Below are 20,765 nucleotides of genomic sequence, written 5' to 3' on the forward strand. Positions count from 1 at the left end.
TTAAGGGGCGGAGCATGACGGCGAGGATCTATCAGAAACCCAAGCATGCGATGCAATCGGGCAAGGCGCACACCGATGACTGGGTGCTGGAATTCGAACAATCGCAGGCGCGCTTTGCCGATCCGCTGATGGGCTGGACCGGTACGGGCGACACCCAATCGCAGGTGCGCCTGACCTTCCCGGACAAGGACGCCGCTCGTGCCTATGCCGAGAAGTACGGCATCCCCGCGCGCGTGATCGCGACGCCGCCCAAGCGGCTCAAGCTTCAGGCCTACGCCGACAACTTCCGCTGAGCGGATAGCGCGTCAGGTGCCGCCGGTGATCTCTTCGTAGGTCTGCCCGCGCTCCGGATCGGCGAGATGTCCCTGCCAGCGCAATTCGCCTGAATTGAACCCGGCGCGGCAGTCGCTTGCGTCGTGGCCGACGTGTTCGAACAGGAAGATGTCCTCGGCCGATTTGGGGCCGACGAAGCGGATGTCGTCGCAGTCGCCATCGTTGGCGAAGGTGGACGTATCGTCGCCGAAGATGATGGCGCCGTTGTTCGCGGGCCTGGCGAAGAGCGGGTTCATCGTGACATCACCCGTAGCGAAGGCGGCGCGGCAATCGCTGGCGTCGCGGCCGATGTCGTCGGTAAGCATGACGTTGGTCATCCCCGGGCCGGTGAAGCGCGGATCGTCGCACTGGCCGTCGCGGGCGTATTCGTTGTCGTCCTTGCCGAAATCGATCGACGGGTCCTGCGCGGCGAGCGGGAGGGCAGCGAGGCCGAGGGCCGCTGCGCAAAGGGTGGCAAGGCGCAGGCGGGCGGTCATCGGCTTCTCCTTGATCATGCCGGTCACCCTAGGGCGGCGCAAACGTCTTGCCAAGCGGAGTGCGGGACGCCATATGCCCGCTCGGGAGTCGGGTGGACGTTTGCGTCCGCTCACCGTGTCAGGGCCGGAAGGCAGCAGCACAGGTGGATTGCGGCGGGTCGCCCGGCTCCTTCATCCCCATCTTCACGATCTTTGCCCGTATCGCGCACCATGACAAATGGCGCCCGAGCGCCTAGCTTGGCGGGTATGAGCGATTCCGACCCCGACCTGCCCGAGACCGACGAGCCCGCCCCCACGGCTGCGGAGTTGGAAGCGGCCGGGCAGAACGCCCTGTTCGGCGATCCCGATCCTACACCGCCGCCCCCTGCAGCGCCTCCGCCGCCGCCCGCGGCCCCGGCGCCGGCGCCCGCGGGCAACCAGCCCTACCGCGTGCTCGCCCGCAAATACCGGCCGCAAACTTTCGCCGAGCTGATCGGGCAGGAGGCGATGGTCCGCACCCTCGCCAACGCCATCGCGCGCGACCGGCTCGCCCATGCCTTCCTGATGACCGGCGTGCGCGGGGTCGGGAAGACCTCGACCGCGCGCCTCATCGCCAAGGCCCTCAATTGCGTCGGCCCCGACGGGCAGGGCGGCCCTACCATCGACCCCTGCGGCCGGTGCGAGCCCTGCACCGCGATCGCCGAGGGCCGTCATATCGACGTGATCGAGATGGACGCGGCCTCCAACACCGGCGTCGACGACGTGCGCGAGATCATCGAGCAGGTCCGCTACGCCGCCGTCTCGGCGCGCTACAAGATCTACATCATCGACGAAGTCCACATGCTGTCGCGCAATGCATTCAATGCCTTGCTCAAGACACTTGAGGAACCGCCACCGCATGTGAAGTTCCTGTTCGCCACCACGGAAGTCGACAAGCTCCCCGTCACGGTTCTCAGCCGCACCCAGCGCTTCGATCTCCGCCGCATCCCCGCCGGGCTGCTCGCCGAACACTTCGCCAAGGTCTGCGCATTGGAAGGCGTCGAGGCCGAGCCCGAGGGCCTCGCGATCATCGCCAACGCCGCCGAAGGCTCGGTGCGTGACGGGCTTTCGATCCTCGATCAGGCCATCGCCCATGCCGACTTGGACGGCGAGGGCAAGGTCGCCGCCGCCCGCGTGCGCGACATGCTCGGGCTCGCCGACAAGAGCGCGCAGCGCCGCCTGCTCGGCCACCTGCTCGAAGGCGATGCCAAGGCGATGCTCGCCGCGGTCGACGAGCAATATTCGCTCGGCGTCGAGCCGCTGGCGCTGATGCGCGCGCTGATGGACCTCACCCACCGCATCACCCTCGCGCAGGTTTCGGGCGGCGAGCCCGATGCGCCGTCCGAGGAAGAGCGCGCCGCGCTGGCCGATTTCGCCGCGCGGCTGGGGGCGGGGGAATTGCACCGCCTGTGGCAGCTCCTGCTCAAGGGCCATGACGAGGTGCGCACCGGCCCCGATCCGCTGGTCTCGCTCCAGATGGCGCTGCTGCGCATCCTCCACGCCGCGCAAATGCCCGACCCCGGCAAGCTCGCCAAGCGGATCGAGGAAATCGCCGCGAGCGGCATCGTCGCAGGCCCTGCGGGCGAGGGCGCTGCTGCTGCCGCCGCGCCCGTCGCCGCCGCACCCAATGTCAGCTGGGCCGCGCTGGTCGATCAGGTCGACGCCGCGGGGCAATTGCGCGTTGCCCAGATCATGCGTGACCGCGTGCGGGTGATCGAGATCGGCCCCGAACGGCTCGTCTACGAGCAGGCCGACAGCTTCCCCGACAACCCCGAGGCCGACATCCGCGAGGCGCTGTTCAAGATCACCGGCAAGCGCTGGATGATCGAGAAGGGCACCGGACCGGCGCAGCCCAGCTTGCGCGAAGCCGCCGAGGCCGAGGCCGCCGCCGAGGACGCGCGCATCCGCTCCGATCCGCTGGTCAAGGCCGCCTTCGAAGCCTTCCCCGATGCCGAACTGATCGGCACGGAACCCGCCCGCGCCGCCGCGGGTAGCCCCCCCTGGAATTGATGGAGTACCCCCGATGAAATCGATGGAAGAGATGATGGCCGCAGCGCAAAAGGCTGCCGAGACCATCAGCAAGCAGATGAACGAGATGCAGGTGAAGCTCGACTCGATCGAGGTCGAGGGCACCGCGGGCGGCGGCCTGGTCAAGGTCCGCGCCAGCGCCAAGGGCCGCATCCTCGGGGTGAGCATCGACGACAGCCTGATGAATGCCGACGACAAGCAGATCCTCGAAGACCTCGTCGCCGCCGCCTTCAACGACGCCCGCGACCGCGCCGACCGCGTGTCGGAACAGCAGATGAAGGACATGCAGTCCTCGATGGGCCTCCCGCCGGGATTCAATCTGCCCGGGCTGGGGTGACGTGATGGCGGGTCGCAGCGTCGTTCTTGCACTCTTCGCCGGCTGGCTGGCGGCTGTTCCTGCCGCCGCAGAGCAGGTCAATGCGATCCGGCTCAATCCGATCACCGAGTGGCAGACCGAGCGGGTGGGCGACACCTGCACGATCTCGCGCAGCTTCGGTGACCGCGAACGGCCAACGACGTTGGCTTTGCGCAACCGCGACCCTTGGGACGGCGGCTTCGACGTCGGAATCTCCAGCCAGAGATATACGCCGACCGGCACGGCTTTCCGCGCAGGCTGGCTACCCGACGGGCGGTTCGTCACTCGCGCAAATGCCGCGACCGGGAACCCGCAGGACGGCAGCATTCAGGTGCTGTTCCACCACGGCTTGTGGGACGCAAAGTCGCCCCAGGAAGGCTCGCCGGAATACGCTGCCTACTGGCAACGCGACGAGCAGGGCGAGTCCGTTGGGCCGATTACGTTCAAGCGTTCGGTCCAGACCTTCCTTGTCGACGGAGCGTTCGATCGACCCTTGCTGTTCGCCACTGGCCCGATGGACGGCGTGATCGCCGCGCGAGACAAATGTATTGCCGAGATGCTGGAAGCGATGGGGGTTGATCCGGCAGACGAGAATCGTTCGGACAGCCGCGCCGAGATGACCAACCGGACCGAGCTGTCCCGCCACATTCTCACCCGCGCCCCGCGTGCTCTATTCGCTGACGGCAAGGCGACCTTCATCAGCTTCCTTCTTTACCTCGATGGCAAGGGGAAGGTGAGCTCCTGCCGCTATGTCGATCTGCCGCACGACGCCGCTTTCGAGCAGTTCGGCTGCGACGTGCTGAAAGAGCGCGGCAAGTTCCGTTTCCGCAAGGGCGAGGCAGCCCAGCCAACCTTCTTCAAGATGACAATTCACGCCGTTCCGCCAGGATGGGTCCGGTGATTTCGGATCCCTGCCCATTGTGACCGGCCTCCTCGCCCGCATCGCCTTCGCCGGCGCAATCATCGAGTGGTGCGGGCCGGCGCCCTTCCTGTTCGTCAGTGTGCCCGACGAGCTTGTTCCCGAATTGCGCTATGCGGCGCGCGAGGCGAGCTATGGCTGGGGCTGCGTTCCGGTGACGGCGCGGATCGGGGCGACCGGCTTCACTTCCTCGCTCTTTCCACGCGGGGAGACCTATCTGCTACCCGTGAAAGTTGCCGTGCAGCGTGCCGAAGGGGTGACGCTCGGCGACCGGGTGGACGTGGTGATCGAGGTCCGGTCGCGGTGAGGCAGGGCGCGGATCTCACCGTCCACAGCCTAGCCCGCCGCCCCCATTGCGGGCCGCCGGAGCGCTTCCCATATTCCCTACAAAGGCGGATGCCCCCTGCGCCGCCGCGGATACAGATATGACCCAGACCTTCCCCCTTCTTCCCCTGCGCGACATCGTCGTTTTCCCCGGCATGGTCGTCCCCCTGTTCGTGGGGCGCGACAAATCGGTGGCGGCGCTCGAGGCGGCGATGGAAGCCTCCAAGGACATTGTCCTGCTCGCCCAGCTCGATCCCGGTTGCGACGATCCCGAGGGCGATGATCTTTATGACGTCGGCGTGATCGCACAGGTGCTCCAGCTCTTGAAGCTGCCCGATGGCACAGTGCGCGTGCTGGTCGAGGGCCAGAGCCGCGCGCGGCTTTCGGCGCTCCAGAATGTCGGCACGCACCTCGTCGCCGAGGTCGAGACGATCGAGCCCGAGACCGTCGCGGGCAGCGAGGTCACCGCGCTGATGCGTCAGGTGGTCGAGCAGTTCGGCGAGTACGTGAAGCTCAACAAGAAGCTGGGCGAGGATGCGGGCGTCGACCTCTCCGAGGTGGATGATGCGGGGCAACTCGCCGACACCATCGCTGCCGCGATCAGCGCCAAGGTTTCGGACAAGCAGAGCCTGCTGACCGAGAGCAATCCGCTGAAGCGGCTCGAACTCGTCATGGCCTTCATGGAAGGCGAGCTGTCGGTGCTTCAGGTCGAGCGCCGCATCCGCGGGCGTGTGAAGCGCCAGATGGAGAAGACCCAGCGCGAATACTACCTCAACGAGCAGCTGAAGGCGATCCAGTCGGAGCTCGGCGGGGGTGACGACGGCGAGGGCAACGAGATTGCCGAGCTCACCGAGAAGATCGAGAAGACCAAGCTCTCCAAGGAAGCCCGCGCCAAGGCGCAGGCGGAGCTGAAGAAGCTGCGCTCGATGCAGCCGATGAGCGCCGAGGCGACGGTGATCCGCAACTACCTCGATGTGCTGCTCGGCCTGCCGTGGGGCAAGAAATCGAAGCTGAAGAAGGACATCGCCAAGGCGCAGGAGATCCTCGATGCGGATCACTATGCGCTGGAGAAGGTCAAGGACCGCATCGTCGAGTACCTCGCGGTGCAGGCGCGGACCAACAAGCTGAAGGGTCCGATCCTGTGCCTCGTCGGCCCTCCGGGCGTCGGCAAGACCTCGCTGGGCAAGTCGATCGCCAAGGCGACGGGCCGCGAATTCGTGCGCCAGTCGCTGGGCGGCGTGCGTGACGAGGCGGAGATCCGCGGCCACCGGCGCACCTATATCGGCTCGATGCCGGGCAAGATCGTGGCGAACCTGAGGAAGGCCGGCACCTCGAACCCGCTGTTCCTCTTGGACGAGATCGACAAGCTCGGACAGGACTTCCGCGGCGATCCCGCCTCGGCGCTGCTCGAGGTGCTCGATCCCGAGCAGAACGCCAAGTTCCAGGACCACTATCTCGAGCTCGACCTCGACCTGTCCGACATCATGTTCGTGTGCACCGCGAACAGCCTCAACCTGCCGCAGCCGCTGCTCGACCGCATGGAGATCATCCGGCTCGAAGGCTACACCGAGGACGAGAAGGTCGAGATCGCCCAGCGCCATCTGGTGGAGAAGCAGGTCAAGGCGCACGGCCTCAAGAAGGGCGAGTTCACCCTTCAGGAAGACGCCCTGCGCGATCTGATCCGCTACTACACCCGCGAGGCCGGGGTGCGCACGCTCGAGCGCGAGATCGCCAAGCTGGCGCGCAAGAGCTTGCGCCAGATCCTCGAAGGCAAGGTCAAGAGCGTCACCGTGACGCCCGAAAACCTCGGCGACTTCTCCGGCGTGCGCCGCTTCAAGCATGGCGTTTCCGAGGAGGAACCGCAGGTCGGCGCGGTCACCGGTCTGGCGTGGACGTCGGTCGGCGGCGAACTGCTCACCATCGAAAGCGTCACCACCCCGGGCAAGGGCGAGGTCAAGACCACCGGCAAGCTCGGCCAGGTGATGAACGAGAGCGTCGCGGCGGCCTTCAGCTTCGTGAAGGCACGTGCGCCCGCCTATGGCATCAAGCCGAGCGTCTTCAACCGCAAGAACGTCCACATCCACCTGCCCGAGGGCGCGGTGCCCAAGGACGGGCCGAGCGCCGGGATCGGCATGGTCACCTCGATCGTCTCGACCCTCACCGGGATCGCCGTGCGCCCTGATGTGGCGATGACCGGCGAGGTCACGCTGCGCGGCCGCGTGCTGGCGATCGGCGGCCTCAAGGAAAAGCTGCTCGCGGCGCTGCGGGGCGGGATCACGACCGTCCTCATCCCCGAGGAGAACGTCAAGGACCTCGCTGAAATCCCCGCCAACGCCAAGGCCGGGCTGGAGATCATCCCCGTCTCCCATGTCGACGAGGTGCTGGCCCGCGCACTGGTCGCACCGCTCGAGCCGATCGAGTGGACCGAGGCGGACGATCTGGCGAGCCAGCCGGCTACCTCCACTTCGGGTGCAAGCGGTGCTGCGTCGGAGGTGCCAACCGCGCACTGAGCCGCTAGAAGGCGCGCACTTGCCGTGATTCGCGGCGGGGTCGCATCCTTCCGGAATACGGCTTTTCAGAGACCACTCCTGCGCCCGATCCATGTTAGGCGCGCGAAGTTGCACGGCTTTTCGCAAGGCGGCCCCGCGTGGGCTATTTGCCTTTGACAGCCTTGGCAAAAACGTCTCAATTTGCCGGCTTTCGAAAAGTGCGATTCATACGACACAACGAAATCCTGACACGAGGGGGTTCCCAGATGAACAAGAACGACCTTATCAGCGCCGTTGCCGACGCCAGCGGTCTTTCGAAGAACGATGCTTCGAACGCGGTCGAAAGCGTTTTCGACGCGATCACCAAGGCGCTTTCGGGCGGCGACGAAGTGCGGCTGGTGGGCTTCGGCACCTTCTCGGTCGCCAAGCGCAAGGCCTCCACGGGGCGCAACCCGCGCACCGGCGAACCGATGAAGATCAAGGCTTCGAACCAGCCCAAGTTCAAGGCGGGCAAGGGCCTCAAGGACGCGGTCAACTGACCTGCGGCTGACGCAGCCCTCCGCCTTGCGGACGGGCACGAAAAACCCCGCCAGCCTCGCGGCCGGCGGGATTTTTCATTGTCCGCTTCCGGGCCTTAGCGCGGCGCCGTGACGACGAGCGCGGTGGGCGCCTGCGAGGAACGCGGAGTGATCGACCAGCGCAGCACCTCGCCGCCGCCGGGCGCGGCCTCGGGGCCCTCATCGGTGTTGTTGGCGAGGATCTTCATGCCGGGCGCGGTGCGGATCGTGAAGGTGCCCTCCAGCGTCGGCACGCCGGGGATCGCTTCGGGCGCCGCGTTGCCTTCGCCGCTTTCGCCCGCGATGGCCTTGGCATCCTCTGCCGCGCCCATCGCCGCAAGACCCGCCAGAGAGCCGAACCCGCCGATGCCGCTGAACGGGCTGTCGCTGGTCTGGAACACGAAGGCAGGCGCGTTGATCCGCGCCTGATTGCCATCGCGCAGGAACATCTGGACGAAGGGGTTGGTCGGTGGGAAGCCTTCGATCATCGGGAACATGAAGTCGTGGCCCAGCGTGCCGGTCACCGAATAGCTCACCTCGAACAGCCCGTCGCCCTTGTGGACCACGCGGTTCCAGCCCTTCTGCCTCTCGAGCAGCTTGACCAGTTCCTCGGCCGCCTTGGGATCGGAGGGGTCGATGCCGCCCATGATCGCCTTCATGGTCTCGGCGTCCTTCTTGGCCTTCTCCGCGCGTTCGGCAGCGCCCGCTTCCCACTCCTTGCGCTGCTCGGCCTCTTCTTCCTTGGTGCAGTCGCGCGCCTCGTAGGTCTCGTCGTCGAAGCAGTTGGCCGTGAACGGCGTCTCGACCTCGGCCCCCATGCGGGCGAGCTTCGACAGGCCAAGGAAGAAGATCTCGCCTTCATAGGTGAAGGTGAAGCTGTCCGGCCCGGTCAGCGCGAGCTCGGAGGTGAACTTGCCGGGTGACATGAAACACCCCGAAAGCACCAGCGCAAAGCCGGTCAGCAGCGCGGCGGCGCGCAGGCGAAGGCTCGAGAACATCATCATGGCATTTCCCCCTCGTTTGCGCCGTTCTACCCGCGGCTGGCCACGGCATAAAGCGCAATCGCCGCCGCGTTCGAGACATTGAGGCTCTCGATCGCCGAGGAGATCGGCAGCTTGGCCAGCACGTCGCAATGCGCCGCGATATTGTGCCGCATCCCTTCGCCCTCGGCGCCGAGGACGATGGCGACCGGTCCGGTGGGCAGGATATCGGCGAGCACCGCCTCGGCCTCGCCCGCCATGCCGATGCGCCAGTAACCGGCCTCGGCCAGCTCCTCGAGCGCGCGGGCGAGGTTGACGACGCGCACCCACGGCACGGTCTCGAGCGCGCCCGAGGCCGCCTTGGCGAGCACGCCGCCTTCGGGTGGGGCGTGGCGGTCCTGCGTGACGATTGCCGCCGCCCCGAAGGCCGCGGCCGAGCGCAGGATCGCGCCCACATTGTGCGGATCGGTCACCTGGTCGAGCACCACGATCGGGCGGTCAGCCTCGCCGAGCGCAACCTCGTCGAGGAACACGTCTTCCAGCGGGGCGCATTCCAGCACCAGCCCCTGATGCGGCGCGTCCTTGGCGACAAGGCGCGCCAGATCGGCGGCCTGTGCGTGCTCGATCGGGAAATCCGCCGGCAGTTCGCCATCGAGGCTCGCGATCCCCTCGGGCGTCGCCCACAGCTTCCTGTGCTGGCGCTCGGGGTTCTTGAGCGCCGCCTCGACCGCGTGGCGGCCCCACAGGCGCACCTGCCCGCTCGACGCCCGGCCCGAGCCGCGCCCGCCCTTCATGCGCCCTGCACGGCCCCTGAGGGCGCGCTTCTTCTCACCTTTGCTCATCTTGTGTCCCGGCTGCGGCAATCCAAAATGGCCCCCTGCCAGCCAGACCATTGACAGGCAAGCAGTGCTTCGCCAAAGGGGCGCCTCTCGGCAGCGGGACCCCTCGGGGAATCGCGCTTTTTCCAAGCGAATCTCGCTTACGAAACGACCTTGTGTGGACAGGTGGCCGAGTGGTTAAAGGCAGCAGACTGTAAATCTGCCCGCGCAAGCGTACGCTGGTTCGAATCCAGCCCTGTCCACCAACTTCCAATCTGCCGGCGTCCCCAGAAATCCTTGGAAAACCTTGGATTTCTGCGGTATATTGCTTCCATTCCGTCCCCACACAACCATCGCGATCCACCCTCATCCGATGCCCAGTGTGGGGAAGGTGTGGGGAGAAAAGGTCGCTTCCCCACACTTGTGTTTTCCGGAACGGCTCGTAGGAATGTGGGGAAGGAAATGGGGAAGCTCACGGTGGTTGCGGTCAAGGCCGCACTGAAGAATCCCGGCACCTATCAGGACGGTGACGGTCTTTTCCTAAAAGTGGGGAAGAGCGGTGCGGCATCATGGCTGCTCCGAGTCCAGCAGGACGGCAGGCGAAGGGACATCGGGATCGGCAGTGCGAAGCTCCTGACGCTTTCGGAAGCGCGCGAGAAGGCCGACCAGCTGCGCAAGGCCGTGAAGGTCGAGAAGCGCGATGTGCTCGCCGAAAAGAGGGACGAGGCCGCAGCCAAAGTGACCTTCAGGGAGGCGGCGCTCCAGTATCACTCCGAGAACGCGGCAGGCTGGAAAAGCGAAGTCTACACCCGCCAGTGGCTCGCCAGCCTGCAGAACTACGTTTTCCCCAAGCTGGGGAACAAGCCGACCGGAAGCGTGACGACTGCAGATATCATCTCGGTCCTCACGCCCATCTGGCAGGAGATCCCGGACACCGCGCGTCAGGTGCGCAACCGGATCTGCGCGGTGCTCGACTTCGCCCACGCGCGGGGCTGGCGCTCGACCGAGGCACCGTCTGGCAACAACAGCCTGAAGGCGGGAAGAGGCCTGCCCAGGCAGATCAAGCAGACCCAGAATCGCAAGGCGATGCCTTATGTCGCGATTCCCTCGTTCCTGATCGCACTGCGGCGCAAGCCGTCCTTCGGACGTCTGGCACTCGATCTGCTCATCCTCACCGGCACGCGATCGCAGGAAGTCCGCCTCGCGCGGTGGACGGAATTCGACCTCGATGAACGCATCTGGTCGATTCCTGCCGAGCACATGAAGCGCAGCAGGGCGCATGACGTGCCGCTGTCCGATGCAGCGCTGGCGGTGCTGAAGAAGGCCGACGCGCTGCGCATCGAGGGCACTGACGTGGTCTTTCCCGGCACGGCAGGCAATCCGATGTCGGACATGACGCTGCTCAAGGTGCTGCGCGACATGCAGGAGCCCTTCCACGTCCACGGCTTCCGCTCGGCTTTCACGGACTGGGCGGCAAACGAAGGCTATCCGAATGCGGTGGTCGAGGCGGCGCTCGCCCACAAGACGCCCGACGCGGTGCAGGCGGCCTATCGCCGCACGACCTATCTCGGCATCAGGGAGAAGCCGGGCATGCGTGTCAGGTTGATGGATGCATGGGGTGCCTACTGCTCTGGCATGCCTGCGACACCACCAGCGCCACTCGCGGAGGAATAGGCGCGCCGCCGCCGCGCAACCACATCATCACGGCTGGCAGGCATGGCTCTGCCATGACGGCCTGCCTTCCGGCGAGGATGGGAGGGGGAGGGAAAACCCCAATCGATGCCCCGGCGCGGGCCAGCGGGCGAAGCCCGCCACACGGGGGTGTCGATTGGGGTTTGGGAACGAGAGGGCAAAGCCCTTGGCGTTCCCCTCAAGGATCGCTGCAGCGATCCGCACAAGAACGGCGCCCTTGCGCGGCGCGAAGCCGCCGGACGCCCTGCGCGCGGGCCAAGGGGGCCAGCGGGCGTCCGGCAATGAGAGAGGCAAGAGCGCCTGCGGGTCAGCTCAGGAATACCGCGCCCTCAGGAGCATGGCCACAGGCCATGCGGGACAGAGCGCGTCCTCCAGACATCCCGCTCCGCTTGCCACGCTCCTGATCGTCACCCGGATGGGCCGGGACTACAGGCCCGGTCCGCGCAGCGGATAGAGCAGGTCGCCCGAAGGGCAGCCCAATCAGGGCACGAGGGTCACTTGCCCCGGTTCACATTGTCATCCTTCGAGCGATCCGGATTGTCGCGAACATATTCTCGCCCGTTGACCTTTACGACATGGGCATCGGGATGCTCACCGCGCTTCACCTCGGCAACAGCAATCCTGCGCGGAACATTTTTCCGGTTACCGATGTCGTAGTGCTCGTTACGGCCGCCGGGACCGTCGTTCTTTCCTTTGATCTTCGTCATGTGTGTTGTCTCAGGTTTGTCCTCAAATTGAGGTTTTTCAGAAGCCTATCCTACCACGTTCGGGCCGTGAGCGCACCTCGCGCCTTAGCCTTTCAACGATCTCCTCTGCTGACCCTGCCGGGCTATGCCGAAGCTGGCGATGCACCGCCGCGAAATCGCCTGGTGTCAGATTGGTCAGCTCTGTCAGCGAGGCTGGCGCGGACATTCCGAAGAAACGGCTGAATGCCTTGCCTGCCCGCTCGGGTCGCAGTGCCGCCAGTTCGACCTTGAACACAAAGCGCCGCAAGGCGGCCGGATCGAGCCGGTGTGCATGGTTGGTAGCTGCGATGACCGGAAGCGGGTGACGGTCGAGCCAGGTCAGCATCTCGTTCACCTGTCCCGCCTCCCATGTCTGGGACGCGCTTGCGCGGTCGAAGAGAAGCGAGTCCACTTCGTCAAACAGCAAAACGTGACCCCTGTCGCGCGCATCCCCGAATGCGTCAGCAATGGCGCGTTCGGTACCGCCCACCCAGCGGGAGAGCAGGTCGGATGCGCGCATCACCACCAGTGGCCGGTCGATCGCGCGCGCCAGATGATGCGCAAATGCCGTCTTCCCGGTGCCAGGTGGCCCGGTGAGAAGGATCGAGACGTCACTGGCACCAGATGCAGAAAGCCGCTCCGTCAGGGGTTCCAGCGGAAGGTCCGCTTCGAACAGGTCGAGATCGATGCTCGTCCCGATCTGTGGCGGCAATTCTGATCCCCGCAGTGCCCGTACCAGCGCGGCAGCAGGCGCAGCGGAGCCCTCCGTATCACCAGCGAGACGCGCGGCACGTGCTGCGACCCGCAGTACCGTTGCGGTCTCGGGCGCACGATCAAGCAGGCATGCGATGTTGTCATCGGCGGCCACCCCTTCCTCCGCGGTGACCCGCTCCAGCATGCGGCGCGCCGTTCGCGGCGAGGCGACGTCGAGCTTCAGGACGAAGCTCATCCGTCGCAGAATGGCAGCGTCGACATTTCCGATGGCATTGGTGGTCCAGATGACCGGAACGGCATTGGTCTCGAGCAAACGGTTGATGAAGACCTTGCTCCCCTGGCGACCACTGAACCAGTCGCCGCCGCTGGGTTTGGCGTCGCCAATGAGATCCTCCATTTCGTCGAACAGCAGGACTGCGTTTGCTGATGGTGCCAGCACCCGCTGGGCGAGCTGGAGCGCATTGACCCGGTCGTACCGTGTCGGCTCGTCCCCGTCGTCATCGGCCTCGCCCACGCCGTGCAAGGACAGACCCGCTGCCGCTGCGAGCATCCGGGCAAGCTCGGTCTTGCCCGTGCCCGGAGGGCCGTGGATCAGCACGTTGATACCAGGCGCGCGTGCCTTAACCGCGCCCGACAGCAGCCGGACAAGGAACGAGGCATCACGGACATGCGCGAAGTCATCAAGCGCAAGCCGTGCCGGCTGATGCGGGCCGACCAGCGTGTCGATCACCGAGACATGTTCGGCTGACGCGCGGTCGAGCAGCCGTTCCAGCGACCAGCGGATATCGACTTCGATTGCGCCCTGACGATTGACGCGGAAGCTGGCCAGCCCGAGGCGCAGCGCCGCACTGCGCCGCACGACCCGATCCGCATCGACCGGTGACGCCCCCGCCAGTTCTCCCAGCAATGCCGGAAGATCGCGACCCTGTTCGCTCCACAACCGTGCGAGGCTGGCCACGCGCGGCAGGCGGTCAACTGCGACGAGCAGCTCCAGCAGCGCAGCATCTACAGCATCGAGCGACAAGGCTTCCGCCAGGATAGCGGCCACGGCAAGCACATGCGGAGCTGCGTCGGCTTCGTCGCGGTCAAGCGCAGCGAGCGCCGCAGACCAGTCCTGCGTTTCGCCGAGGCCAAGCCAGTCGCCATGGGTTGTCGCCCATTCGTTCAATGCAGTTTTCAGGCGCGGATGCTGCACCGCGCCTATCCGGCGCGCGAAGCGCCGGACGATCGTCCATTCGTTCATGTCAGAATCCGTTCGAGCGGCGGCGTGCGCGCAGGATCACCTGCACACGCGTTCGCGTCTGTCCGTTGGTAGGGCTACGGGCGGCAGGTCCGCTTCACACCGTAGCAGCGCCGACATGGGCGGCTTACGGCAGGGAACGGAAGCTGCCGACCGCGCCTGCAAAAGGCGTCTGGTCCAGCAATCCACTTACTCCGGTTGGCGCAGGCCCAAGCCTGCGGCGGAGTGCGAATAGTTTAAAAGCTGCGGAAAGGCAATATGGCACCGCCTTGCTGATGGTTCATCGCGGACGGGCTGTGACTACTGGCCCGGTCCGCCCCGGCGGATAGAGCAGGTTGCCCGCAACGCCGCGTCACGGTGCATTCTCCTCTTGCCCTTCACTGCCGATTAAGTCCGCGAGGTCTATATGTGCCGCAATGCTCTGCCATTTTTCAGAGATTTCCCAAGTGAGACAACCGCGCTGGAAGCTTGCGGCGACGGCGCTTGTCCTTATTGTTGGCCAGCTTCCCGCGCTCGCGAACGGGCAGGGCGAACCTGCGGTCCGCTCGGCGACTGTCGCCCGTGACGTGAACGGGTTTCACCTCGGGATGCCGATTGCAGAGGCCCGGAAGCTTGCTGACCTTGAGTACATTGGTGGCGACCAGTTCGAAGCCACTGTTGATGGGTTTCAGTACAATTTCGGGGTGACACCAGCAGGGCGCATCTACCGCGTCCAGTCCTCCCAAAGCCTCGGCCGGTTCAATGTCGACCGGACCTTTGTGCAAACGCTGAAGCAGAAGCTCTCAGCGAAGTATGGTCCGCCGATTTCCGAATACGCGGATGTGTTCAGCTGGGAAATCATTGAGGACGTTACCATGCCGGACGGCAACAGAGGGCCGTTCCGGACCATGTGGATGACCGCCATGATCGGTGGTCATGAAACCGACCGGACCCTCGACATCACGCTGATCGACTTCCGTATTCTCTGGGCAGATCAGGCAAGCGTGAACCGTGCACCACGAGCACAAGCTGAAGACCGGATCGCATTCTGAGCCGGGGATTGTGGCGTGCGCGCGCCGCTAAACCCGCAACCTTGCTTCCGCGCCGTCCTTCAACGGGCGGCCCATCACCGGCTGAGAAGTTGTCCCCAGTCTGACGAGACTTGCGAGAACATTAAAGGAACATTCTTTCAGCCTGGTGCTTGCCAGAAGGGCGCGAATCCGACACTGTGTCGCAAATTGTCCCAGAGGTGATATGCTCAACGAATTCGCCACTCTCCGCGTCCGCGCCGGTCTGTCGCTGGAAGAGGCCGCTGGCCGCACGGGCTACAGTGTCCGTCAGCTGCAGCGCTGGGAGGCCGGCGCAGGAAAGCCGAGGGAGGCGGCGGTAAGGGTGCTGGCATCGATGGCCGGAACCGGGCCTGCCACGGTCGGCACACGGTTCAACTTCATCGACCTGTTCGCCGGGATCGGAGGCATTCGCAAAGGCTTCGATGCCATCGGCGGGCATTGCGTATTCACCTCGGAGTGGAACAAGTTCGCGCAGGAAACCTACACCGCCAATTTCCGCGACAATCACCCCCCGCATGGCGACATCACGCAGATAGGCACGGACGAGATTCCGGACCATGACGTGCTGCTGGCGGGCTTCCCGTGTCAGCCTTTCTCGATCGCGGGCGTGTCGAAGAAGAATTCGCTGGGTCGCCAGCATGGCTTCCTCGATGAGACTCAAGGCACTCTGTTTTTCGATGTCGCCCGGATCATCAAAGCAAAGCGGCCTGCGGCCTTCCTGCTCGAAAACGTCAAGAACCTGACCAGCCATGACAAGGGCCGCACTTTTGAGGTGATCCTCAAGACGCTGACCGAAGAGCTCGGCTATACGATCTGGCACAAGGTGATCGATGCGCAGCACTTCGTGCCGCAGCACCGCGAGCGGATCGTGATCGTCGGCTTCCGCGAGAAGGTTCCCTTCAGCTGGGACGATCTGAAGCTTCCGCCAAAGGGCAGCGTGCGGCTCGGCAGCATTTTGCATCCGGGCGATGGCTCGGAACGGGCCGAACCTCCCTACACGCTCGGCCCGGATGGCAAGGTCAACGGCAAGTACACCCTTACTGACAAGCTCTGGCAGTATCTTCAGGGCTATGCCGACAAGCACAAGGCCGCTGGCAACGGCTTCGGGTTCGGGCTTGTGACGCCTGATGATGTCGCCCGGACACTGTCGGCGCGCTACTATAAGGATGGCTCGGAGATCCTTGTCAGTCAGGGCAAGCGGTCCAATCCGCGCCGCCTGACCCCGCGCGAATGCGCGCGGCTGATGGGCTATGGTGACGACTTCCGGATTCCGGTGTCGGATACCCAGGCCTACAAGCAGTTCGGCAATTCGGTCGCAGTGCCGGTGTTCGAGGCGGTGGCAAAGGTCATGCAGCCGCACATTCAGACTCTGGTGCAACCGGCAGGGCAGCGCCGGGCTGCCTGACATGTGACCGACGTCCACGATCCGGCAACGCGCAGCCGCAATATGGCGGCGGTGAGGGCGAAGGACACAAAGCCCGAACTGATGATCCGCAAGGCCTTGCACGCAGCAGGCCTGCGCTACCGCCTCAATGTGCGCGATCTTCCCGGAAAGCCGGACATCGTGCTGCCGCGATATCGGGCGGTCGTCTTCGTCCATGGCTGCTTCTGGCATCGCCACGAGTGCGATCTGTTCCGCTGGCCCGAAAGCCGCACCGACTTCTGGCGGGAAAAGCTTGATGCCAATGCCGCGCGCGACGTGAACGCCGCTAATGCTCTCGAAGAGGCAGGATGGCGACAGGCCGTCATCTGGGAATGCGCGCTGAAGGGCAGGAAGAAGCGGGATTTTCAGGACACTATGCAGCGCCTGATCGCCTGGATAAGGTCGGACGAACAGGCGATTATCATCAGGGGCGAATAATTGGTCGCGTCACTTGCGCAGCTGTTGGATCTGATGCGGCATCACGGCGGGACCCGCATCTATGCCAAGAATCTTGCTCCCAACGACAATTCCAAGAATCAGGTCTATCTCGGCGGGGACTTCTCTGCGCTCAACGTCATTCCCCATGGCGAAATCTACAGCGACGACACCGCCATTGCCGGGGCCGTCCGCGACCGCGCCAAGGCGAGGGTCAGTTTCTTCTGGGTGGATGACGGAGGCAAGCATCGCGCGCCGGACGCAGGGCTGATCCTCTATCCGAAGTATCCGGAAGTCCGGATGTCGGGCTTTCTGAAGGGCTGCCGCGAGGCACCATCGCACATTATGCGGGTGCGTGATGAAGGACGCCTGCTCGTCCTTGGCATCACAGCCGAAGGTGATGTTCTGGGCTATGCCGCCGATGCAGCTCATCCCGTCGCCGTGGAGGTTCGCGCTTACCAGTGGCCGATGATCGGTGTCTTTCTTGAGCTGCCGCTCCATGCGGGGCAGGCTGACAGCCCGAAGGATCGCCTGCTGAACGAGTTGCGGCGTATCTGGCGGCTCAACTGGATCGCATCGCAGAAGCTCGCGGCAGACGGAACGAAGCAGCCCTATTCGGCGCGGAACGGCGGCGGCTACACACTGGAAGCCGAACTGGGCATTACGCCCAACGGCTATGCGGAGCCGGATTTCATGGGCTGGGAGGTCAAGCAATACGGCGTGCGCGACTTCGTGCGGTTCGCGCCCAAATCGCCGGTCACCCTGATGACGCCTGAGCCGACTGGCGGGATTTACCGCGACGAGGGCGTTGCCGAATTCATGCGGCGGTTCGGATATGAAGACCAGTCGGGCAAGGAAGACCGCATCAACTTCGGTGGCCGGTACGATTGCCGACGAGGGCTGCACGGCCTCACGGGGCTGCGCATGGTCATGAGCGGCTTTGATCCGCAGTCAGGCAAGATAACAGACCTTGATGGCGCGCTTAGCCTGATCGATGGCAATGACGAAACAGCAGCCTCCTGGTCATTCAAGGGAATGATGGCGCACTGGAACCGGAAGCACGCGCAGGCTGCCTATGTGCCTTCGCTGTTCCGCACGCCCCCTCCGGAATACAGCTATGGCCCAAGCGTCCTGTTCTGCGAGCAGACGGATTTCCTTCTGTTCCTGAAGGCCTTTGCTGCGGGTTCGGTCTACTATGATCCCGCGATCAAGGTCGAGAATGCATCCTCAGCAAAGCCGGATATTAAGAGGCGCAGCCAGTTTCGCGTGGCGCATGGTGACCTTCCGCTGCTCTACAAGGCTCACGAGGTGGTTGCCCTCTGACATGACGCCCCGGTCGCCACGACATGAGCCACGGAAGGATCGCACCAGCGATCCACACATGAACGGTGCCCTTGCACGGCGCGAAGCCGCCGTACGCCCTGCGCGCGGGCCAAGCGGGCCAGCGGGCGTCCGGCAATGAGAGAGGCAAGAGCGCCTGCGGGATAGTTCAGGAACTCCGCTCCCTAAGGAGCATGGCCAAACGCCATGCGGGACAGAGCGCGCCCTCCAGCAATTCCCGCTCCGCTATCGATGCTCCTGATCGTCACCCGGATGGGCCGGGACTACAAGCCCGGTCCGCGCAGCGGATAGAGAAGGTTGCCCGAAGGGTTGCGGATTCCGACGATCGCGCGCATGTATTCCGATCTGATGCCGCGCAGCGTTCCGCTTTGATCGCGCGCAGGTGAAGCACCTGATCGTTGGTATGTTGTGGCACTATGCTTTGCCGCGGGTCAAGCGGCTTGAGCGGCGATGCTTCGCCGCATGGATTCCCCGGATAGCTCGAGCCTGTGGGCGTTGTGGACAAGCCGATCGAGGATGGCATCGGCGTAGGTCGGATCGCCGATGAGATCGAACCAGCGCGCGATGGGTAGCTGGCTTGTTACGAGCGTTGAACGGCGCCCATAGCGATCCTCGAGGATCTCCAGCAGATGATGGCGGGCATTGCCATCGAGCGGCTCAAGCCCCCAGTCATCGAGGATGAGCAGGTCCACGCGGGCCAGGCTCTTCATGCGCGCAGCAATGCGGCCATCGCCCTTGGCAAGCGACAGCTCGTCGATCAACCGCGGCAGGCGGGTGTAGAGAACCGAGCGATTGTCACGGCAGGCCTGATGCCCGACGGCGCAGGCCAGCCAGCTCTTGCCGACCCCTGCTGGTCCGATAATCGCACAGTTCTCATGGGCAGCGATCCAGCTGCCCTTCAGCAGCATTTCGAACAACCGCCGATCGAGCCCGCGGGCGCTGCGATAATCAACGTCCTCAGGCACGGCTTGGTGCCGCAGCTTTGCCTGACGCAGGCGCAGGGCGAGGCGCTTGTCATTGCGCCATGTCGCTTCATGATCGAGCAGCAGCGCCAGCCATTCCGCGTGGTTCAGGCTGGCGGCATCGCCATTGCCATCCAGATCCGCAAAGGCTTGGGCCATGCCGATAAGGCCAAGCTGGTTCAACTGATCAAGTGTGGGGTGTTTGAGCATCCTTGCTCCTTTCAGTGGTAGTATTGAGAGCCCCGGATATTGTCGTGCAGGATCGGCTCGCGCTCCGGGGCTTTGGACACGGGCACCTTGTCGAGCCCCTTTTCGAGGATCGATTTTACAGACGGATAATTGCGCGCGCCGATCTCCAGCGCGCGAAGCGCAGCCGCTTCAAGGCGCTCAGCGCCGAACCGCTTGGACAAGCCGATGATCCCCAGGCACGAACGGTAGCCTTGCTCGGGATGCGGCCGGTCCTCGATGATGCGCGCCATCAACAGCGACAGCATCGGGCCGATCCGGCCCGCCTCCTCCTGGATCTTTGCCGGTGTCCAGTCGAGATAGCGCCGGTGGCTCGATGGCATGTGCTCGGGCACGGTCGTGTGCCGACCATTGCCACTGCCGCGCATGTGCACCGCGATCCGCTCGCCGCCGAGGAAGATCTCGACGCTGCGGGCCGTGTAACGCACCTCAACCTCGCGCCGCGCGTAGCGGTGCGGCACCGAGTAATGATGCTGCTCGAGCGCGATATGGTAATCGAGCCCAACCCGGCAGCGCTTCCATTGCGCATGAACCCATGGCTCCGGTGGCAGCGGCTTCAGGTTCGGCGCATCGACCTCCTCGAACAGCTGGCGGCGCGTGCGGCCGAACTGGCGAAGCACACGGCGCTCATTCAGATCAGCAAGGCACTCGGCAATGGCAGCGTTGAGCTCGGCCAGGCTGTAGAAGATGCGATTGCGCAGACGGCCCAGCACCCAGCGCTCGACGATCCTGACACAGGCCTCAACCTTCGCCTTGTCCTTGGGCCTCCTCGGCCGTGCCGGCAGCACTGCCGTCCCGTAATGCCGAGCCATGTCCGTGTAGCTGCGGTTGAGCATCGGATCGAAGTGGCAAGCCTTGATCACCGCGACCTTGGCATTGTCGGGCACCAGCAGCTGCGGCGCTCCGCCGAAGAATGCGAAGGCAGCATTGTGAGCCTCGGCCCAGTCAGCAAACTGCTCGGTCCAGGTCGCACACGCAAACGACAGGCTCGAGCCGCCCAGCACCGCGACGAACAGATGCGCATCGCGGATCTCGCCGGTTCTGCGGTCTACCACCACCGGCACCGTGTCGCCCGCATAATCAACGAACAGCTTCTCACCGCCGGCATGGCTCTGGCGCATCACCAGCGGCAGCCGGCCTTCCCAGCGCCGGAACAGGTCGCACCACCGGCTGTAGCGATAGCCGTCGGGGTTCGCCGCGTGGTATTCCTCCCACAGGATCTGCAGCGTCACGTGCTTGCGCTTCAACTCGCGCGCCACCACCGCCCAGTCGGGCTCAGGCAACTTGCGGCGCCCGGGCTTCACCCCTGGCACGCCGTAGAGCCGGGACTCCAGGTCGCTGTCCGTCATTTCAGGCTGCACTGGCCAAGTCAGACCCGACCGATCGAACCGCCGAAGCGTATCCCGGACCGTCGTCGGTCCGACCCCGACCCGCTCGCCAACCACCCGCGTCGAAAGCCCGCAGTCCAGACTCAGACGCAAAATCTCGCGCACATGGCGCATCGTAACTCTCCTCGTCGGCATGCATTCCTCCAACCGTTATCCGGTCGAAAGAATGCCCCAACGATCAGGTGAGCCTCACCTCAAACTGCGCGCGATCATATCGGAATGCTGCGCGCGCAATTCTCGGAACACCGCGCGC

19 protein-coding genes, 1 tRNA gene and 1 other RNA gene are annotated in these 20,765 nt (G+C 64.8%); 14 read left to right on the plus strand and 7 right to left on the minus strand.

The window, feature by feature from the left end; translation table 11 throughout:
- Positions 1 to 14: 14 nt before the first annotated feature.
- Complete coding sequence (locus BZF57_RS17170; protein ID WP_086740298.1) at positions 15 to 293, plus strand: ETC complex I subunit; 279 nt, start codon at positions 15 to 17, stop codon at positions 291 to 293.
- Between the two features lie 12 nt (positions 294 to 305).
- On the opposite strand, the gene BZF57_RS17175 is transcribed toward BZF57_RS17170, so the two are convergent.
- Complete coding sequence (locus BZF57_RS17175) at positions 306 to 827, minus strand: hypothetical protein (protein WP_086740300.1); 522 nt, start codon at positions 825 to 827, stop codon at positions 306 to 308.
- 63 nt (positions 828 to 890) lie between these two features.
- Between BZF57_RS17175 and ffs the strand changes: the two genes are divergently transcribed.
- The 7 genes from ffs to BZF57_RS17210 all read left to right on the plus strand — a co-directional run bounded on the left by ffs (position 891) and on the right by BZF57_RS17210 (position 7,481).
- An RNA gene (ffs, locus tag BZF57_RS17180) (signal recognition particle sRNA small type) lies at positions 891 to 985 on the plus strand.
- A gap of 70 nt (positions 986 to 1,055) precedes the next feature.
- On the plus strand, positions 1,056 to 2,837 hold the full coding sequence (locus tag BZF57_RS17185; RefSeq protein WP_086740302.1) for a DNA polymerase III subunit gamma/tau: 1,782 nt from the start codon (positions 1,056 to 1,058) through the stop codon (positions 2,835 to 2,837).
- Positions 2,838 to 2,850: 13 nt separating this feature from the next.
- On the plus strand, positions 2,851 to 3,192 hold the full coding sequence (locus tag BZF57_RS17190; protein WP_086740305.1) for a YbaB/EbfC family nucleoid-associated protein: 342 nt from the start codon (positions 2,851 to 2,853) through the stop codon (positions 3,190 to 3,192).
- Positions 3,193 to 3,196: 4 nt separating this feature from the next.
- Positions 3,197 to 4,111, plus strand: coding sequence for a hypothetical protein (locus BZF57_RS17195; protein ID WP_086740308.1), 915 nt, complete (start codon positions 3,197 to 3,199; stop codon positions 4,109 to 4,111).
- 19 nt (positions 4,112 to 4,130) lie between these two features.
- Positions 4,131 to 4,436 (plus strand): DUF1905 domain-containing protein, encoded by a 306-nt coding sequence (locus BZF57_RS17200; protein ID WP_086740310.1) that lies wholly within the window; start codon positions 4,131 to 4,133, stop codon positions 4,434 to 4,436.
- A gap of 118 nt (positions 4,437 to 4,554) precedes the next feature.
- On the plus strand, positions 4,555 to 6,963 hold the full coding sequence (gene lon, locus BZF57_RS17205) for an endopeptidase La (RefSeq protein WP_086740312.1): 2,409 nt from the start codon (positions 4,555 to 4,557) through the stop codon (positions 6,961 to 6,963).
- A 245-nt stretch (positions 6,964 to 7,208) separates the two neighbouring features.
- Positions 7,209 to 7,481 carry an HU family DNA-binding protein gene (locus tag BZF57_RS17210; protein WP_086740315.1) on the plus strand — a complete coding sequence of 91 codons (273 nt, stop codon included), beginning with the start codon at positions 7,209 to 7,211 and terminating at the stop codon, positions 7,479 to 7,481.
- Positions 7,482 to 7,576: 95 nt separating this feature from the next.
- On the opposite strand, the gene BZF57_RS17215 is transcribed toward BZF57_RS17210, so the two are convergent.
- Positions 7,577 to 8,503, minus strand: a complete 927-nt coding sequence (locus BZF57_RS17215; protein WP_086740317.1) for a hypothetical protein — start codon at positions 8,501 to 8,503, stop codon at positions 7,577 to 7,579.
- 26 nt (positions 8,504 to 8,529) lie between these two features.
- Positions 8,530 to 9,321: a 23S rRNA (guanosine(2251)-2'-O)-methyltransferase RlmB gene (gene rlmB / locus BZF57_RS17220; RefSeq protein ID WP_086740351.1), complete on the minus strand. Its 792-nt coding sequence runs from the start codon at positions 9,319 to 9,321 to the stop codon at positions 8,530 to 8,532.
- 156 nt (positions 9,322 to 9,477) lie between these two features.
- Between rlmB and BZF57_RS17225 the strand changes: the two genes are divergently transcribed.
- Positions 9,478 to 9,563, plus strand: a tRNA-Tyr gene (locus tag BZF57_RS17225).
- Positions 9,564 to 9,759: 196 nt separating this feature from the next.
- Positions 9,760 to 10,971, plus strand: coding sequence for a tyrosine-type recombinase/integrase (locus BZF57_RS17230; RefSeq protein WP_086740318.1), 1,212 nt, complete (start codon positions 9,760 to 9,762; stop codon positions 10,969 to 10,971).
- A gap of 512 nt (positions 10,972 to 11,483) precedes the next feature.
- On the opposite strand, the gene BZF57_RS17235 is transcribed toward BZF57_RS17230, so the two are convergent.
- Both BZF57_RS17235 and BZF57_RS17240 read right to left on the minus strand, forming a co-directional pair.
- Complete coding sequence (locus tag BZF57_RS17235; protein ID WP_086740320.1) at positions 11,484 to 11,696, minus strand: DUF3892 domain-containing protein; 213 nt, start codon at positions 11,694 to 11,696, stop codon at positions 11,484 to 11,486.
- A gap of 37 nt (positions 11,697 to 11,733) precedes the next feature.
- A complete protein-coding gene (locus BZF57_RS17240; RefSeq protein ID WP_086740322.1) occupies positions 11,734 to 13,671 on the minus strand; it encodes an AAA family ATPase in 1,938 nt (645 codons plus the stop codon).
- Positions 13,672 to 14,084: 413 nt separating this feature from the next.
- Here BZF57_RS17240 and BZF57_RS17245 point away from each other — a divergent pair, with 413 nt between their 5' ends.
- From BZF57_RS17245 to BZF57_RS17260, 4 genes are all read left to right on the plus strand, one after another.
- A complete protein-coding gene (locus tag BZF57_RS17245; RefSeq protein ID WP_086740324.1) occupies positions 14,085 to 14,699 on the plus strand; it encodes a hypothetical protein in 615 nt (204 codons plus the stop codon).
- Positions 14,700 to 14,901: 202 nt separating this feature from the next.
- Positions 14,902 to 16,122 (plus strand): DNA (cytosine-5-)-methyltransferase, encoded by a 1,221-nt coding sequence (gene dcm, locus BZF57_RS17250; RefSeq protein ID WP_086740327.1) that lies wholly within the window; start codon positions 14,902 to 14,904, stop codon positions 16,120 to 16,122.
- 3 nt (positions 16,123 to 16,125) lie between these two features.
- Positions 16,126 to 16,578, plus strand: coding sequence for a very short patch repair endonuclease (locus BZF57_RS17255; protein WP_086740330.1), 453 nt, complete (start codon positions 16,126 to 16,128; stop codon positions 16,576 to 16,578).
- Positions 16,579 to 16,611: 33 nt separating this feature from the next.
- The gene (locus BZF57_RS17260; protein ID WP_240506034.1) at positions 16,612 to 17,898 is read left to right on the plus strand and encodes an MvaI/BcnI family restriction endonuclease; all 1,287 of its coding nucleotides are present in this window, start codon (positions 16,612 to 16,614) and stop codon (positions 17,896 to 17,898) included.
- 449 nt (positions 17,899 to 18,347) lie between these two features.
- On the opposite strand, the gene istB is transcribed toward BZF57_RS17260, so the two are convergent.
- Positions 18,348 to 19,088: an IS21-like element helper ATPase IstB gene (gene istB, locus BZF57_RS17265; RefSeq protein ID WP_086738086.1), complete on the minus strand. Its 741-nt coding sequence runs from the start codon at positions 19,086 to 19,088 to the stop codon at positions 18,348 to 18,350.
- 11 nt (positions 19,089 to 19,099) lie between these two features.
- Positions 19,100 to 20,626, minus strand: a complete 1,527-nt coding sequence (gene istA / locus BZF57_RS17270; RefSeq protein WP_162290999.1) for an IS21 family transposase — start codon at positions 20,624 to 20,626, stop codon at positions 19,100 to 19,102.
- Between the last annotated feature and the right edge of the window lie 139 nt (positions 20,627 to 20,765).

This window comes from Erythrobacter colymbi, assembly GCF_002155685.1.
GTDB classification, from domain to species: domain Bacteria; phylum Pseudomonadota; class Alphaproteobacteria; order Sphingomonadales; family Sphingomonadaceae; genus Erythrobacter; species Erythrobacter colymbi.